Raw genomic sequence first — 15883 nt, 5'->3', positions numbered from 1 at the left:
GCCAAGGGCCGCTCCCACGGGGGCTTGCGCCGCATCCGGTGCCTGCTGCTCTGTGCAGACCTCGTGGGTGGGAGCGGGCCTGCCCGCGAAAGGGGGGCTCCGGAGACAGCGGCCTTCGCGGCCAAGGGCCGCTCCCACAAGAATGTGCCTTTACAGGGTGAAGCCCTACTGGATCATCTCCAGATCCATCTGCACGGCGTCGATACCCGCGCGGGCGCACATCTCGTCGGTCTCGCCCGAGGGGGCGCCACTCACACCCACGCCACCGACGATGCGGCCCGCCGCGTGAATGGGCAGACCACCGGCGGAGAACACCAGGCCCTCCACCTTGCCCACCTGGAAGGGCTTGGTGAAGCGATCCTCCATCTCGGAGAGCGGGCCATTGAATGACATGGCGGTGTAGGCCTTCTGCTGGCTGATGGCCAGGGTGATGTCCATGGCCAGGGTGTCGCGCAGGACCACCTGCGTGTTGCCGCCACGATCCACGACGGTCACGGCCACATTGACGCCCTCCTCCCGGCAGGCCTCCAGGGTGGCCCGCGCCAGCTCATAGGCCGTATCCAGCGTCATGATCTTGAAATCAATGGCGGGGGATTCCTGAGCCTGAGCGACGGAGCCCATCGCCAGGGCGAGCGAGGCAGCAGCAAGGGTTGCCGAGATGCGTTTCATGTTGTTCTCCTCTGGGTGTAGGTCAGATGGGCACCGATGCATGGCCGGTGCCTTCACATGCCTGACAGAGTGTAGACGGGAACGCGTCACTGAGAAAGATCAATCTCTCCAGGACATCATCCCCACAACACCAGCACCCAGACCACCACCGCATGGGCGATGGCCAGGAAGACGGCCGCCGAGCCCATATCCTTGGCCCGGGCCGAGAGCGGATGCAACTCCTCGCCGATGCGGTCGATGGCGGCCTCCACGCTGCTGTTGAGCAACTCCACGATGAGCACCAGCAGCAAGGACCCCAGAAGCAGGGCCCGTTCCACCCCGGTGTCCCCCAGCCAAAGGGCCAGGGGTACCAGGATGAGCATGGCCATCAATTCCTGGCGAAAGGCGGCCTCGTGCTTGAAGGTGCTGCGCAGCCCCTTCCAGGAATAACCGGCGGCCTTGATGATCCGTGTCAGGCCCCGGTGGCCACTGTGGGCCATCAGCCGGCTGCCGCCTCGCGTGTCGAGCCCGTCCAGGCCAGGTCCAGTTCCTTGGCGGCGCGCACCTCGTCAAAACGCCGATTGGGCTGGGTGTAAGGGGCACCCTTCACCTTTTCGGGATCGTTACGGGCCTCGTCCAGGATCTGCCCCATGGCCTCCACAAAGCCGTCCAGGGTCTCCTTGCTCTCCGTCTCGGTGGGCTCCAGCAGCAGACATTCGGGCACCAGCAGCGGGAAGTACGTGGTGGGCGCATGGAAACCGTAGTCCAGCAGGCGTTTGGCCACATCCATGGCAGTCACCCCATTCTCCTTGGCCTGACGGCGCAGGGTGACGATGAACTCGTGGGTGGCACGGCGGTTGGGGAAGGCCAGATCGAAACCCTTTTCCTTCAGGCGGGCCATCACATAGTTGGCATTCAGGGTGGAGAAGTCTGCCACCCGGGGCATCCCCTCCCGACCCAGCAGGCGCATGTACACATAGGCCCGCAGCAGCACACCGGCGTTGCCGGCAAAGGCTGACAGGCGACCGATGCTCTGAGGCAAATCCTTCTCCGTCAGCCAGCGGTATTCATCACCCTGCTTGTCCACCACCGGCACGGGCACGAAAGGACGCAGGCGATCGCTCACGCCCACGGCGCCAGCACCCGGACCACCGCCCCCATGGGGGGTGGAGAAGGTCTTGTGCAGGTTCATGTGGATCACGTCAAAGCCCATGTCGCCCGGGCGCACCTTGCCCAGGATGGCATTCAGGTTGGCGCCGTCGTAATACAGCAGGCCACCGGCATCGTGGACCACCTGGGCGATCTCCTTGATACGCCGCTCGAACACACCCACGGTGGAGGGGTTGGTGAGCATGATGCCTGCCGTGGTCGGCCCGACGGCTTCCTTCAGGGCCTCCATGTTCACATCCCCGTCGGCATCGGTGGGGATTTCCCGCACCGTGTAGCCACACATGGTGGCGGTGGCCGGGTTCGTGCCGTGGGCCGCGTCGGGGACAATGATTTCCGTGCGGGCATCGTCCCCACGGGACTGGTGATAGGCACGGATCATGGCCACACCAGCAAATTCACCCTGGGCGCCCGCCATGGGGGTCAGCGAGACCTGACGCATGCCGGTCACGTCCATGAGCATTTCCTGCAGTTCGTACATGCAGGCCATGAAGCCCTGGCTCACCTGCTCGGGGGCATAGGGGTGACGGCGCATGAAACCCGGCAGCATGGCCAGGCTGTTGCAGGCCCGCGGGTTGTACTTCATGGTGCACGAGCCCAGGGGATAGAAATGGGTGTCGATGGAGAAGTTCTTTTGGGACAGCCGGGTGTAATGGCGTACCACGTCCAGTTCCGAGACCTCAGGCAAAGGCACCCGGCTGCCCCGCCGGAAACGTTCGGGCACCGCCGGCGCGGCGGGCTCGGCCAACGGCGCCTGGCTGGTGGCCCGACGCCCGGGACGGGAGAGTTCAAAGATCAACATACCTTGCTCCTGAGTCTGGGAAATAATGTTCGGTACAGGGGGCGGTGATGGCACTGTGCCCACCGCTCCCCCCTCATCCCCGGCCCTTCTCCCCTGAGGGGAGAAGGGAGTACAACCGTCTGGCCCCTCTCCCCTCAAGGGAGAAGGGAGTGCAACCGTCTGGCCCTTCTCCCCTCAAGGGAGAAGAGAGTGCAACCGTCTGGCCCCTCTCCCCCCAGGGGAGAGGGGTTGGGGTGAGGGGCATGCGGCGGCCCGCTCACCCAAGGGCGGCGTAGGCCTTGTCATAATCCGGCTCCTGGGCGATCTCCGGCACCAGTTCCGTGTGGACCACGGTATCTTTCTCATCCAGCACCAGCAGCGCCCGGCTGGTAATGCCGGCCAGGGGGCCATCCACGATCAGCACGCCATAGTCCTTGGCGAAATTCCGCGACCGCATCATGGAAAGGGTCTTCGCCCGTTCCACACTCTCACTGCCACAGAACCGACCCTGGGCAAAGGGCAGGTCCGCCGAAACGGTCAGCACCACCACGTCGTCGCGTTCGGCAACCCATGCATCGAGTTTCTTGGTGGCCAGCGCGCAGACCGGTGTATCAAGGCTCGGCGTGATATAGAGAATCTTCCTCTTGCCATTGAAGTCGCTGAGCCTCACGTCATTCAGGTCGATGTCCACCAGGGTGAACGCGGGTGCCTTGCTGCCCACCTGGGGCAGGTCGCCGCTGGTGTTGATGGGATTGCCCTGCAGGGTGATCTTGGCCATGGAGAGTCTCCTCCGGTCTTTTGGTCTGCTTGGGGGGCTTGCCCCCGATCTGTGCCGCATACCCTCCCCAAGCCAGCCCATTGCCGGCATGGGGGCGGGAATGCAGCGGTCAACCTTGCTCAGGTCTTGGGCAATCCCGGCCCGACCCGGGTTCAGTGGGCCCGCCCTAACTCTCATGCATCAGGGTGGTGAGGCACCCCCGATGATGAAAGATACATTACGAGCCCCTCTCCCCTCAGGGGAGAGGGGTTGGGGTGAGGGGCGAGGACCGGCACAGTGCCTCCCCCGCCCCCTCATCCCCAGCCCTTCTCCCCCAGGGGGAGAAGGGAGCTTCCGTAGCTGAACCTGGGTTCTTTCACGTTAAGAGACCGCCTTCTCCAAGGCCTCCACGTGGGCATCCAGATCCGCCTCGGTCTTGGTCTCCGTCACGCACAACAGCAGGACATCCTTGAGATCCGGATAATCCCGGCCCAGAGGATACCCGCCCAGTACGCCTTCCTCGGACATGCGCTGCATCACCTTCTCGGCATCGGTGCCCAGACGGATGGCCGCTTCGTGGAAGCGCTCAGCGGAGAAGGCAACATCGAAGCCCCTGGCCTTGAGCTTGTCCACCAGGGCGGCGGTGTTGTTCATGCAGGTGCTGGCCACCCGCTCCAGGCCCTCCGGCCCCAGCAAGGCCATGTGGATGGTGGCAGCCGTGACCACCAGCCCCTGGTTGGTGCAGATATTCGAGGTGGCCTTGGAGCGGCGGATGTGCTGCTCCCGGGCCTGCAGGGTGAGCACGAACCCCTCGCGACCGTCGGCGTCCTTCGTGCGGCCCACCACGCGCCCCGGCATCTGGCGGACATGCTCCTTGCGACAGCACATGAAGCCAAAATAGGGCCCGCCGGAGGACAGCGGCGCGCCCAGGGGCTGGCCGTCACCCACCACCATGTCGGCCCCCTTGGTACCCCATTCACCGGGGGCCTTGAGCAGGGCCAGGGAGACGGGATTGACCACGCCAATGGCCTGGGCGCCCTGGGCATGGGCCCAGTCAGTAAGGGCATCCACTTCTTCCATCACACCAAAGAAGTTGGGTTGCGGGATCACCAGGGCGGTCACATCCCCGCCCTCGAAGTCGCACAGGGAGGCCACGTCCACTCGACCGGTGTCTGGATCGAAAGGCACCTCCACCAGATCGATTCCCTGACTGCCGACGATGCTGCGGGTCACCGCACGATAGGCCGGATGCACGCTGGTGGGCATGAGCACCTTGCGGGCCTTGGACTTGCGGTTGGCGCGCACCGCCATGAGCACTGCCTCGGCCAGGGCCGACGCCCCGTCGTACAAGGAGGCATTGGACATGGGCAGCCCGGTGAGCCGGCTCATCATGGTCTGGTATTCGTAAATGAGCTGCAGGGTTCCCTGGCTGGCCTCGGCCTGGTAGGGGGTGTAGGCGCTGTAGAACTCGCCGCGGGTGGCGATCTGCCACACGGCCGCCGGGATATGGTGCTCGTAGGCACCAGCCCCGATGAAGTTCAGGCAGGTGGCGTCCTCGCCAGCCCGGGCCTCCATCAGCCGGGTGACCTCCATTTCGCTCATCGCCGGCGGTACGCCCCGCAGGCCGTCCACGCGCAGGGCGGAAGGGATTTCGTCGAAAAGGGTTTCGACGCTGTCGGCGCCAATGGCGTCGAGCATCTCGCGCACATCGGATTCAGTATGGGGAATGAAGGGCATGGCTTGTCGAGGGTCTCCGGGCTGCTGGCGGCGGGTTTGGGGGCAAGCGGCGCTGACTGGCCCGCCTCAGCCCTCGGCCTCCAGGTGCTGATTGTAGGCGTCGGCGTCCATCAGGGCATCCAGTTCGCTGGTGTTGGCGGGCTTGACGCGAAAGATCCAGCCCTCGCCGTAGGCATCACTGTTCACCAGTTCCGGGCTATCGCCCAATTGTTCGTTCACGGCCACCACGTCGCCGCTCACGGGGGCGTACACATCCGAGGCGGCCTTGACGGATTCCACCACGGCACAGGCGGCACCGGCCTCCAGGCTGGACCCCTCTTCCGGAGTCTCCACGAAGACCAGATCACCCAGTAGTTCCTGGGCATGATCGGAGATACCCACGGTCAGGGTGCCGTCGGACTCCTGGCGTACCCATTCGTGGGACTTGGCGTATTTCAGTTCAGCAGGGACATTGCTCATGGGATCTTCTCCGAAGGATGAAATCGAGGATAAGGTGACAAAGGGACAACGAGAGAGGCCGGCAATGGCCCCTCCCGGGAATATAAACCGTCTGGGGGCTCAGTGGATCTCGACCAGGGCCTGACCGTTGCGCACGAACGGCGGCTTGACCACCCGGGCCGGCACCTGCTTGCCGCGGATCTCCACCTGAACTTGCTCGCCGGCGCCAGCGGGGATGCGCGCCAGGGCGATGGCCACCCCCAGCGTGGGGGAGAAACTGCCGCTGGTGGTCTCACCCTGACCGGCCTCACCCGCCGATACCGGCATGTGGCCACGCAGGACGCCACGCCCCTCAAGCACCAGACCCACCAGACGATGCGGCACGCCCTCGGCCTTCTGCTTCTCCAGGGCGGCACGCCCCATGAAATCACGGTCGGCGGGTGCCAGAGCCACGGTCCAGCCCAGGCCGGATTCCAGGGGACTCACCTGCTCATCCATGTCGGTGCCATAGAGGTTCATGCCGGCCTCCAGGCGCAAGGTGTCGCGGGCACCCAGGCCCGTGGGGCGCACACCGGCGGCGGCCAGGGCATCCCACAGGGCGCGGGTTTCGCCCTTGGGCAGCACCACTTCGAATCCATCCTCACCGGTGTAGCCGGTGCGGGCCACGAACCAGTCCTGCCATTCGCAGGCTCGAAACGGCGACAGGGCCTCCACGTCGGAACGCAGGGCCTCCGGCAACAGCGGCAGGCAAAGTTCCCGGGCCTTGGGGCCCTGAACAGCGATCATGTCCAGGTCGTCCCGTTCCTGCACGGACACCTGGGGCGCACCCGGCATATCCCGGGCCACCTGCTGCATCCAGGCCAGATCCTTGTCGCGGGTAGCGGCATTCACCACCACCCGGTAGCCCTGTTCACGGCGATAGGTAATCAGGTCGTCCAGAACCCCACCCTGCTCGTTGAGCATGCAGCTATACAGGGCGCGCCCGTTTTCCTTGAGCTTGTCCACATCATTGGCCAGCAGGTAGCGCAGGTAATCCCGCGCCCCGGAGCCGGCCACGTCCACCACGGTCATGTGGGACACATCGAACATCCCGGCCTCGCGGCGTACACCGTGGTGCTCTTCCAGTTGGGACCCATAGTGCACCGGCATGGACCAGCCGGCGAAATCCACCATGCGGGCGCCAGCGGCGACGTGGGCGTCATGGAGTGTTGTCTGCTTGAGTGTGGTCATCTTTTCGGCTCCCGGAAAACAAAAAAGGGGCGGCCGACACGTGTTGTGTGTCGACCGCCCCTCTGTCCTGAAACCTGAGAGATTAAACCGGTGCAAATGCCCGATTATCCCCTTCGGTGGGCCTGAAAACAGGCCACTCTCCAGAGTCGATATGTGGCAGCGCGGTCCTTTTGCCTGAGCGTTTCCGGGCGGAAGTTGCGCCTTCGGCGCCCCCTGTGGGGGTCTCTCCCGCACTGCCTGGGCACCGTGGCACCCGAATCAATGACCTCACTATAACCCAGCGGCCCCGGGTTCGGAAGGACTTATGGACATATAAACTTCATATGGGGGATAGACTGAGGCTATTCAGGACGACGAATCAAGGCACGGGTCACTGCAGCCCGGCCCCGGTGGCCCGGCCCCTCATCCAGTTGAATCGCCAGTTCGGCCAGCTCCATGAATTCGGCGCCGGCCAGATCTTCCCGCAGCATCACGCTGCTGTAGAGCATGTCGGGTTCACGGGGGCCACCGCTTTCGTGATGGATCTGTTCGGGATGAAAGGCCTCCAGCAGTAACCAGCCGCCAGGTTTGAGGGCTTCCAGCATGGACTGGTGCACCTGGCGACGCTGAGCGGGAGGCAGATGCACGTAGATGGAGATCACGTGGTCGAATTCGCCCTTGGGCCACTTCCAGCCCACCAGGTCTGCCCAGACCGTTTCCAGGATCACGCCCTGATGCTGTGCCAGGGCCTGGGCCTTGGCCAGTGCCTGCTGGGAGAAGTCCACCGAGGTGACCGACAGCCCCCGCGATGCCAGCCAGACGCCATTGCGCCCCTCTCCATCGCCCACGGCCAGCGCCGTCTGCCCGGCCTGGTACAGGCCGTGGTGCGCCAGCAGATAGGCATTGGGGGCCGTGCCGTAGACGTACTCCGAACCGGAGTAGCGGGTATCCCAGAATTCTTTCATGACGAATCGTCCCCGTGGCACCCAGTGGTGAAAAGCCCATTGTACAGCTTGCCGGCGAGTCGCGGAGACCGCGGTGGCCCGTTTAAAACGCTTCGCGGCCAAGGGCCGCTCCCACAAGGACGAGCCACCCCCCCCGTGGGAGCCGGCCTGCCGGCGATGCGCCGCGACAGCGGCGCCCTGCCTGAAAAGCATCGCGGCCAAGGGCCGCTCCCACAAAAAAAGCATCAGTACAGATGGGTCAGGTTCGGTGCTCGCCCAGGCCCAGGGCATGGCGCATCAACAGGTGCTTCAGCGGCGTCACCTGATGGGCCAGGTTCAGGCCCAGCCCCCGCAGGGCCGCCAGCGGGGGCTGTTCGCTACCGAAGAGATACCTGAAACCCTCCATGGATCGCATCATGATCAGATTGTCGCCGCGACGGGCCCGCTCATAACGACGCAACACCCGAAGCTCTCCGGCATCAGTCACACCCGGGGCACAGACCGCACTGACCAGGGCATGGGCATCCTGAAAACCGAGGTTGGCCCCCTGCCCCGCCAGTGGGTGGATGGTATGGGCCGCATCCCCCACCAGAGCCACACGGGGCCGCACATAATGCTCCGCCTGGGAGCCGCGCAGGGGAAAGGCTGCCCGCCTGGATGTCTCAAGCACCTGCCCCAGACGATAGTCCAGCCCGTCTGCAAGGGCCTGGCAAAAGGCCTCGTCATTCAGATCCCGAAGCTCCTCCGCGCGGGCATCGTCCGCCGACCACACAATGGAGCAGCGTCCATCCCCCAGGGGCAGAAAAGCCAGTGGCCCCGTGGACAGGAAGCGTTGCCAGGCCGTGTCCTCATGGGGAAGGGCCGTACGCACGGTGGCCACCAGAGCCTGTTGACCGTAGTACCGGCTGTTCACGCGAATGCCCGCCAATTCCCGCAGGCGCGAGCGGGCGCCATCGGCACCCACCACCAACAGGGCCTTGAGACGACGCCCGCTGGCCAGGGTGATCTCTGCATGGCTGCGCCGCACATCCAGCCCCATGAGGGTGTCGGGGGCGATGATTTCAACCATGGGGTCCTGCTCCAGCCGATCCCACAGGGCGCGCTGCACGACGCGGTTCTCGATGATGTGCCCCAGGTCCGGCTCTGCCAGATCCCTGGCCTCGAAGCGGATGCGCCCCGACCCGGCGGCATCCCACACCTCCATGGCCTGATAGGGGTGTGCCCGCAGGGCCATCATGCCCTCCCAGGCACCCAGGGACTGGAACACCCGCTGCGCCGCACGATTGATGGCGGACACACGCAGATCGTGGTCGCCTCCGGGGTCAAACGCCCCTGGCGGCTGGACCTCCACCAGGGCCACCCGATGCCCGGACTGGGCCAGTTCAGCCGCCAGGGCAGCGCCCACCATGCCGCCGCCAACGACGATGGTGTGAAACTCCGGGGTCTTCGCGTGGGACATGCGTGTTCTCTCCGTATCTTCCGCCAGGACGGCGTTACAAACCCATTCCCTTCCTGGCCACCCGCCGACGCAGGGGCCCGCAAAGGTCCAGCAGCATCAGGCCGGCACCACGCAGGTGGGCCAGCGGCGAAAACGGGGTGGCGAACAATCGCGCCAGGGCATCGGTGGCCTGGATCACGGTGTTCAGATCCCCCTCGCGGCGGGATGCATAGTCACTCAGCAAGGCCGGGGAGCCCGGATCCTCGCCATCCACCCGGGCCTGGGCCAACAGATCCGCCAGGGTGCGCACATCCCGCAGCCCCAGATTGAACCCCTGCCCCGCCACCGGATGAATGGTGTGGGAGGCATTGCCCACCAGCACCACACGGGGGGCCGTATCCCGTTTCGCCCGGATCAGACTCAGCGGATAGGCCGCCCGTTGCCCCACCTTGCGAAAACATCCAAGGCGATGACCAAAACGCTCCTGCAACCGGGCCAGAAACTCCCTGTCACTCCAGCCCAGGGTCCGGGCCACCTGTTCCTGGGGGCGCACCCACACCAGAGAGCAGCGCCTTTCATGATCCGGCCCGCGGGTCAATGGCAGCAGGGCGATGGGCCCCTCATCGGTAAATCGCTCATAGGCCACCCCCTGGTGATCCTGACCCGGTGTGACATTGGCGATGATGGCTGATCCCTCGTAGGGGGATTCATGCACATCGATCCCGGCCAGGGCCCGAAGGCGCGAGCCGGTGCCATCGGCGCCCACCACGAGACGTGCCCCCAGGGACCGGTCCTCCTGCCCCTGGCGAATCTTGAGAATCAGGTGATCCTCACCCTCCTGGTAATCCAGCAGTTGCGCCGGGGTGGTCACGGCCGCGCCACTGGCCTCCAGGGCCTGATGCAGTACCGGTCCCAGATGCCGATTGATCAGCACATAGCCCAGGGCCTCCACACCAGAGTCATGATGATCCATGCGAGTGGCCCCCAGATAACCGCGCTGGGACACATGAATCCGGCGAATGGGTTCAGCGTGGGGCGCCAGGTCCGCCCAGATACCCAGGTCATCAAGCATCCGGCGACTGCCCCAGGAGAGCGCCGTGGCTCGATCGTCGTAACTGGGTTGGCCGTCCACCCCCGGCGGATGCGCCTCGATCACACGGACGGAAAACCCGGTACGGGCCGCTGCCAGGGCCAGGGTGGCACCCACCATGCCGCCCCCGATGACCGCCACATCCACGTCGGGCAGAGGCTGGGTCATGGCTGAGTCCCCACCAGGGATTCCAGTTCATCGGGTTCCTTCGGACACTCTGCCGTGAGCACTTCGTGCCCCTCCTTGGTCACCACCACGTCATCCTCGATGCGGATGCCGATATCCCGGTAGGCCTTGGGCACCCCCTTGAGGGCACGGCTCAGATACAGCCCCGGCTCAATGGTCATGACCATGCCCGGCTCCAGCAACCGCCAGGCATCTCCCAGCTTGTAATCGCCCACATCGTGCACATCCATCCCCAGCCAGTGACCGGTGCGGTGCATGTAGAACGGGCGATACGCTTCATCCTTGATGAGCCTGGCGGGTTTGCCCTTGAGCAGCCCCAGGCTCACCAGCCCCTTGGTGAGCACCTTGACCGCCGCCACGTGAGGGTCATCCCAATGATTGCCGGGGACCACCTGGGCGATGGCGGCCTTCTGGGCCTCCAGCACCAGTTCGTACACCTCCCGCTGAGGCCCGGAAAAGCGGCCGCTCACCGGAAAGGTGCGGGTGATGTCACTGGCATAGCCCTGGTATTCACAACCCGCATCGATCAGCAGCAGGTCGCCCTCCTTGAGCTGGGCCTCGTTCTCCGTGTAGTGCAGGATGCAGCCATTCTCCCCGCCCCCCACGATGGAGGGATACGCAGGCTCGGTGCCGGCGCGGCGAAAGGCGTAGAGCAGTTCCGCCTCCACCTGGTATTCCCAGGCGCCGGGGCGACAGGCCCGCATGGCCTGAACATGCGCCTCGCTGGTGATCCTGGCCGCCTGGCGCATGGCCTTGAGTTCGAAGGCGGACTTGAACAGGCGCATGTCGTGGAGCAGGTATTCCAGGGCCACGAACTCGTGGGGCGGACGTGCGCCCGAGCGCACCTTCTCGCGGATGTGGTTCACCCAGCCGATGAGCTTTCGGTCGAAGTCCGGGTCGCGACCGAGACTGGTGTACACCCGTTCCCGATTTTCCAGCAGGCCCGGCAGGATCTCCTCCATATCGCCAATGGGGAAGGAATCATCCGCGCCAAAGCCTTTCACGGCACCGTCCTGGCCGGCGCGTCGGCCATTCCAGGTCTCCATGGTCGGATCCCGTTCACGGCAGAACAGGATGAACTCGCCCTGCTCCCGGCCCGGCACCAGCACGGCTACGGATTCCGGCTCGATAAAGCCGGTCAGGTACCAGAAATCGCTGTCCTGCCGGTAGGGATATTCCACATCGTGATTGCGCGACCGCGTCGGGGCGGCGGGAATGATGGCGATGCCGCCCTCCCCCATGGCGCGCATGAGCTGGCGGCGGCGACGGGCGAATTCCTTTTGCTGGGTCTTGTTCAGGGGCATGGGGTTTGGTCCCGGTTACTGGATCCGCGATGGACCCTTCAAGGGTTGGAGTTCCTCGCTGACCAGCAGCACCCCCATGCGGATGTACTCCTGGATCTCCTGATAGGCCTCCTCGTTTTCCTCATCTTCCTCCACGTCGAAACCGGTGCCGGCGATCTCGGAAAGATCCTTGATGAATTCCGCCGAGTCTTCCGGCAGCTTGCCCGGATCGGTCACACCGGCCACGGCCAGGCCGTAGAGGAACCCCTGGCACCAGTGGCCCAGGGCCGACACGCGGCCATCCAGGTCGTCTTCATCTCCCGGCAGCAGCAGTTCAAAGCTCAGCAGGGCATCCGAGAGCTGCGTACGGGTCTCGTCGAACAGCTGACCCAGCAACTGCCGGGGCTCGCCGGTGGGCATCTCACCGGGCTGCTCCTCCGGGAAGAGTTCGCGCATCCAGGCCTCCACGCCGGCGCCCAGATTGGCACTGAGCATCCCGCACAGGGTGCCATGCACTTCGGCGGCGCCGGCGGTGGCACCCGCAGTCTGCAGGGCGTCTTCAACGGTCTGATATTGGGGCAACATGGGGCAATCTCATCACGGGATAGCGATCAGGACAACAATCGGTGGCAAGCGGTTCCGGGCCGATCAGTGTCAACAGGGTGTCATCGGCCCTGAGGCCGAGGCAGTCAGAAAGGCTCCAGCCGCGCCTCGTCGGGCAGCAGGATCAGACGGTACAAAGCTTCGTCCAGTTGCACGTGGGCAAACTGAGGTTCTCCCAGGTTGATCACCCCACTGCCCGCCTCCGACAACGCAGAGAGGCCGAAACGCCGCTCGGTGATCAGCTGTTCCAGCAGCGATGCCAGGAGATCCCGTGGAACCAACCCGGTGGTATCCACGATGCGACAGGGCTTACCCCCGCGGGTGACCGATTCGATCACCACAGAACCTTCAGGAGCCGGCGCGAAGTCGGGGGCGTCATCCGGGGGCATGTTCGCGAATCCGTGAAGACCTGGGGCCTTGGAGTCTAGCAAGCTCACGTGGCGCTAGGCCATCGCGGGCAGCGGGCGGAGCGCGTGCGCAGGGTCCGATCGTGATCGCGCAGGAGGGGCGGACCGGCCCCGTTGACGCCCCCCAGGGCACAGGCCTATATTGACCCCATGAACGCCATTCACCACAGCGCCGAGGCCGACCGCACCCTGCGCGATCTGGAAACCCGCATCGAGGCGCTGGCCCGTGCCTGCGACCGACTGCGGAATGAGAACAACATGCTTCGGCAGCAAAACGAGCAATTACTCACGGAACGGTCCATACTCACCGAAAGGGGGGAGCAGGCGCGCATCAAGGTGGAATCCATGATCAACCGTCTCAAGTCCATGGAGCAGGCCGTATGACGGAGACCGTTGCTGAACCGGTCACGGTTCAGATCCTGGGCAAGGAATACCGGGTGGCCTGCCCCGAAGAACAACGCCATGCCTTGATCGCCTCGGCCAACCTGCTGGACCGTCGCATGAAGGAGATACGGGACACAGGCAAGGTGGTGGGTGGAGACCGGATCGCCGTGATGGCGGCCCTGAACATCACCCACGAGCTGCTCACGCTGAAGGATCAGCAGGCAGACATGGACAAGCGCATTCAAGCCCTGCGGGCGCGGGTCGATTCGGCGCTGGACAAGGAAGCCGAAGGACACTGACAATCAGATGGGAGCGGCCCTTGGCCGCGAAGATCTGGCTCAGGGACTGTGGTATGGTGAAACCCTGCACCAACAACGATTTTACGGTTTGGGCACCTCTGCGGTGTTCGTGAGCGGCTGGGTATTATCCTTGAGCCTAATGAACTACCCCGGGAGCCACTCTGCAGTGATGTTGTGCATGTCCGCCCCGTAGCGGAAAGCCTTGATTCACTGCGTCGGCACCCACTTGAACCACTGGTTCAAGGTCGAAAGTCTGCCACGGCATTCGCGGAGTGTGTCCTCTTGCAAGCAAGGCCGGGCCTGTCACGGGTCCGGCCTTTTTCATGGGATTCCACTTGCACTCACGCCAGGCCATGAAAACCCTCCGACGCACCCTGCGGGCACAAAGACTCGCCCTGCCCCCTGCAGAGCGCGCGGCCCGTTCACGGTGTATTGCCCGCCAGGTGGTGCACACCCCCCTGTTCACCTCGGCCCGGCGCATTGCCGTGTACCTGCCGGATCGCGGTGAGGTGGACCCCACCCCCCTGATGGCAGCCGCCCGGGCGGCTGGCAAGCGGCTCTATCTGCCGGTGCTGGCGCCCATTCACCCCAGGCTGCTGTGGTTCGTGGCCTGGGACCCGGACACCCGCCTGATCCCCAATCGCTTCGGAATCCCCGAACCCCCGGTGAGCAAGCGCCACCGCGTGCCGGCCCGCGCCCTGGACCTGATCATCACGCCTCTGGTGGGATTTGATGATAAGGGCACCCGTCTGGGCATGGGCGGTGGCTTCTACGACACCACCTTCGCCCACCGCAACCGTCATCGCCACTGGCATCGCCCCCGTCTGCTGGGCCTGGCCTATGATTTCCAGCAGGTGGACACCCTCCCCCGCCGTCCCTGGGACGTGAACCTGGATGCGGTGGCCACCGAGCGGGGCATGATTCGCTGGCCTGCCGGGGCCGGTCGCACTGGCATGATCACCTGAAGGAGCGCCACACCATGGCCAACTGGCTGATGAAATCCGAACCCGATGTCTTCGGTATCGACGACCTGGAACGCGTCCAGGTGGAGCCCTGGGAAGGCGTGCGCAACTACCAGGCGCGCAACATGATGCGGGACGACATGCAGGAGGGGGATCGGGCGTTCTTCTATCATTCCAACTGCAAGGTGCCCGGTGTGGTGGGCATCATGCGCATTGCCCGGGCCGGCTACCCGGACGAGGCCGCCTGGGATCCGGAGCACAAGTATTACGACCCCAAGAGCCCGCCGGACAACCCCCGCTGGTACCGGGTGGACGTGGCCTTCGAGCGCAAGTTCGACCGGGTGATCCCCCTGGCCGACCTGAAGCAGGCTCCAGAACTGGCCGACATGCCCCTGGTACGCAAGGGCAACCGCCTGTCCATCATGCCGGTATCCGAGGCGGAGTGGGATTTCATCCTGTCGATGGCGGAAGAGGCTTAGAAGCTTTGGGTGGGCATCAGGGACGGCTTTTGCCTTCGCCATGCTCCTGAATGTACTGCTTGAGTGCCTGGTCTATACGACTTTGCCAGCCGTGACCTTCGGCCCTGAAATGCTCCACCACCTCTGGTGACAGACGAATGGAGGTCTTCACTTTTGCGGGTCTGCGCTGATGGCCCCGCTGGCCAATGGAGCGCTGCAGGGCTTCCGGTAAAGCCTCTTTCAAAGGGCGCATCCGGCTCACGTCATCATCCGTCAATTCCCGCACCTCACCGTCCTTATCCGTCAATGGCGTTTTCATAGCGCCTCACCTCCCGCGGGTTGGCTTTTCTCCGGCTGGTCACGCGAATGCCGCCCTCAACGGGCGTAAAGCACACCACATGCACACGCGTCCCGATTTTGCCGAGACCGATGAAACGCATTTCGGGGTAGTCGAAGCGCTGATCTTCGCAGAAGACCGCGTTTTCCCAATCGAAATGTTTCACGGCCGTGAATGGTAACCCACGCTCCCTGGCATTCCGCTCGCTCTTGCATGGGTCGAAGTCGATCCTCATGAGCTTATTGTATGGACAAGTTTCCAACCGGACCAGTTCAGGCGGCGATTGACCGGCAAATCCCGTGGTTGAATCGTGCCGCGCCTCGTGCCATGTTCGGGGCCAGACAGATGCAACCGGGAGCGCCCTGCCATGACCCTGAGCGAACTGCTGAGCCACCTGGATGCACACACCGGGCTGGGGCTGCTGGATGGCTCGCCCCAGGAGACCCTGGACAAGGCCCGGGATGGGGAACACACGGGCCCCATTGCCGGGGAGATCGTCAAGGCCCTGGGCGGAGACGGTGAACGGGATGCACAGACCCTCATCGAACGGGCCCAGGCGGTGAAGGCCCTCGGACCCCTGCGGCTCAAGTACATGGGGGACGATGCCCCGGTGGAGGGTTTCCGGATGGTGGAAAAGACCATCACCGGGATTGATGACGCCTTCAATGAGGAGGCCTTGAAGGCAAAGTGACCAGAGCCCCTCTCCCCCTCCGGGGAGAGGGGTTGGGGTGAGGGGCAAACCCAGGCACCCTGCC

20 protein-coding genes, 1 other RNA gene and 2 riboswitches are annotated in these 15883 nt (G+C 64.6%); of the genes, 6 read left to right on the top strand and 15 right to left on the bottom strand.

The annotated features are described in order from the left end of the window. Positions 1-165 precede the first annotated feature (165 nt). The 13 genes from ECTHA_RS0109915 to ECTHA_RS0109855 all read right to left on the bottom strand — a co-directional run bounded on the left by ECTHA_RS0109915 (position 166) and on the right by ECTHA_RS0109855 (position 12670). Entirely contained in the window at positions 166-669 is a 504-nt protein-coding gene (locus tag ECTHA_RS0109915; protein ID WP_025282546.1) for a GlcG/HbpS family heme-binding protein, read from the bottom strand. A 116-nt stretch (positions 670-785) separates the two neighbouring features. Beyond that, positions 786-1148, bottom strand: a complete 363-nt coding sequence (locus ECTHA_RS0109910; protein ID WP_025282547.1) for a diacylglycerol kinase — start codon at positions 1146-1148, stop codon at positions 786-788. Next, positions 1148-2641 (bottom strand): aminomethyl-transferring glycine dehydrogenase subunit GcvPB, encoded by a 1494-nt coding sequence (gcvPB, locus tag ECTHA_RS0109905; RefSeq protein WP_275260085.1) that lies wholly within the window; start codon positions 2639-2641, stop codon positions 1148-1150. Before gcvPB ends, ECTHA_RS0109910 begins: the two co-directional genes overlap by 1 nt. 232 nt (positions 2642-2873) lie before the next feature. After that, positions 2874-3374 (bottom strand): thiol peroxidase, encoded by a 501-nt coding sequence (tpx, locus tag ECTHA_RS0109900; RefSeq protein ID WP_026623708.1) that lies wholly within the window; start codon positions 3372-3374, stop codon positions 2874-2876. Positions 3375-3734: 360 nt separating this feature from the next. Further along, entirely contained in the window at positions 3735-5090 is a 1356-nt protein-coding gene (gene gcvPA, locus ECTHA_RS0109895) for an aminomethyl-transferring glycine dehydrogenase subunit GcvPA (RefSeq protein WP_026623707.1), read from the bottom strand. Positions 5091-5156: 66 nt separating this feature from the next. After that, entirely contained in the window at positions 5157-5549 is a 393-nt protein-coding gene (gcvH, locus tag ECTHA_RS0109890) for a glycine cleavage system protein GcvH (RefSeq protein WP_025282552.1), read from the bottom strand. Positions 5550-5648: 99 nt separating this feature from the next. After that, positions 5649-6758: a glycine cleavage system aminomethyltransferase GcvT gene (gene gcvT / locus ECTHA_RS0109885; protein WP_025282553.1), complete on the bottom strand. Its 1110-nt coding sequence runs from the start codon at positions 6756-6758 to the stop codon at positions 5649-5651. 52 nt (positions 6759-6810) lie between these two features. Then, a riboswitch (glycine riboswitch) is annotated at positions 6811-6909 on the bottom strand. 1 nt (position 6910) lies between these two features. Beyond that, positions 6911-6999, bottom strand: a riboswitch (glycine riboswitch). A gap of 100 nt (positions 7000-7099) precedes the next feature. Continuing rightward, a complete protein-coding gene (locus ECTHA_RS0109880; protein WP_025282554.1) occupies positions 7100-7702 on the bottom strand; it encodes a class I SAM-dependent methyltransferase in 603 nt (200 codons plus the stop codon). 238 nt (positions 7703-7940) lie between these two features. Next, on the bottom strand, positions 7941-9140 hold the full coding sequence (locus ECTHA_RS0109875) for a UbiH/UbiF/VisC/COQ6 family ubiquinone biosynthesis hydroxylase (RefSeq protein ID WP_025282555.1): 1200 nt from the start codon (positions 9138-9140) through the stop codon (positions 7941-7943). A gap of 34 nt (positions 9141-9174) precedes the next feature. Beyond that, entirely contained in the window at positions 9175-10377 is a 1203-nt protein-coding gene (gene ubiH / locus ECTHA_RS0109870; RefSeq protein ID WP_026623706.1) for a 2-octaprenyl-6-methoxyphenyl hydroxylase, read from the bottom strand. Next, a complete protein-coding gene (pepP, locus tag ECTHA_RS0109865) occupies positions 10374-11699 on the bottom strand; it encodes a Xaa-Pro aminopeptidase (protein WP_084306909.1) in 1326 nt (441 codons plus the stop codon). The genes ubiH and pepP overlap by 4 nt, the downstream gene beginning before the upstream one ends. Positions 11700-11714: 15 nt before the next feature. After that, on the bottom strand, positions 11715-12263 hold the full coding sequence (locus ECTHA_RS0109860) for a UPF0149 family protein (protein WP_025282558.1): 549 nt from the start codon (positions 12261-12263) through the stop codon (positions 11715-11717). A gap of 104 nt (positions 12264-12367) precedes the next feature. After that, positions 12368-12670, bottom strand: a complete 303-nt coding sequence (locus tag ECTHA_RS0109855; protein ID WP_025282559.1) for a hypothetical protein — start codon at positions 12668-12670, stop codon at positions 12368-12370. 168 nt (positions 12671-12838) lie between these two features. On the opposite strand from ECTHA_RS0109855, the gene ECTHA_RS0109850 reads away from it, so the two are divergent. From ECTHA_RS0109850 to ECTHA_RS0109830, 5 genes are all read left to right on the top strand, one after another. Next, a complete protein-coding gene (locus ECTHA_RS0109850; RefSeq protein WP_025282560.1) occupies positions 12839-13072 on the top strand; it encodes a TIGR02449 family protein in 234 nt (77 codons plus the stop codon). Further along, a complete protein-coding gene (locus ECTHA_RS0109845; protein ID WP_025282561.1) occupies positions 13069-13371 on the top strand; it encodes a cell division protein ZapA in 303 nt (100 codons plus the stop codon). The genes ECTHA_RS0109850 and ECTHA_RS0109845 overlap by 4 nt, the downstream gene beginning before the upstream one ends. A gap of 92 nt (positions 13372-13463) precedes the next feature. After that, positions 13464-13649: non-coding RNA, 6S RNA (gene ssrS, locus ECTHA_RS19515), on the top strand. Between the two features lie 75 nt (positions 13650-13724). Beyond that, positions 13725-14336, top strand: coding sequence for a 5-formyltetrahydrofolate cyclo-ligase (locus tag ECTHA_RS0109835; RefSeq protein ID WP_025282563.1), 612 nt, complete (start codon positions 13725-13727; stop codon positions 14334-14336). A 14-nt stretch (positions 14337-14350) separates the two neighbouring features. Continuing rightward, entirely contained in the window at positions 14351-14812 is a 462-nt protein-coding gene (locus ECTHA_RS0109830; protein WP_025282564.1) for an EVE domain-containing protein, read from the top strand. Positions 14813-14828: 16 nt separating this feature from the next. Here ECTHA_RS0109830 and ECTHA_RS0109825 read toward each other — a convergent pair whose 3' ends face one another. Both ECTHA_RS0109825 and ECTHA_RS0109820 read right to left on the bottom strand, forming a co-directional pair. Then, a complete protein-coding gene (locus ECTHA_RS0109825; RefSeq protein ID WP_025282565.1) occupies positions 14829-15110 on the bottom strand; it encodes a BrnA antitoxin family protein in 282 nt (93 codons plus the stop codon). After that, complete coding sequence (locus ECTHA_RS0109820) at positions 15088-15363, bottom strand: BrnT family toxin (RefSeq protein WP_025282566.1); 276 nt, start codon at positions 15361-15363, stop codon at positions 15088-15090. Before ECTHA_RS0109820 ends, ECTHA_RS0109825 begins: the two co-directional genes overlap by 23 nt. Before the next feature lie 132 nt (positions 15364-15495). Between ECTHA_RS0109820 and ECTHA_RS0109815 the strand changes: the two genes are divergently transcribed. Further along, the gene (locus ECTHA_RS0109815; protein ID WP_025282567.1) at positions 15496-15819 is read left to right on the top strand and encodes a hypothetical protein; all 324 of its coding nucleotides are present in this window, start codon (positions 15496-15498) and stop codon (positions 15817-15819) included. The last annotated feature ends 64 nt before the right edge of the window (positions 15820-15883 follow it).

It is taken from the genome of Ectothiorhodospira haloalkaliphila ATCC 51935 (genome assembly GCF_000633935.1).
In the GTDB taxonomy this organism is placed as follows: domain Bacteria; phylum Pseudomonadota; class Gammaproteobacteria; order Ectothiorhodospirales; family Ectothiorhodospiraceae; genus Ectothiorhodospira; species Ectothiorhodospira haloalkaliphila.
Note: the sequence above shows the minus strand (reverse complement) of the source record. Positions and strands in the feature narration are given on the sequence as shown.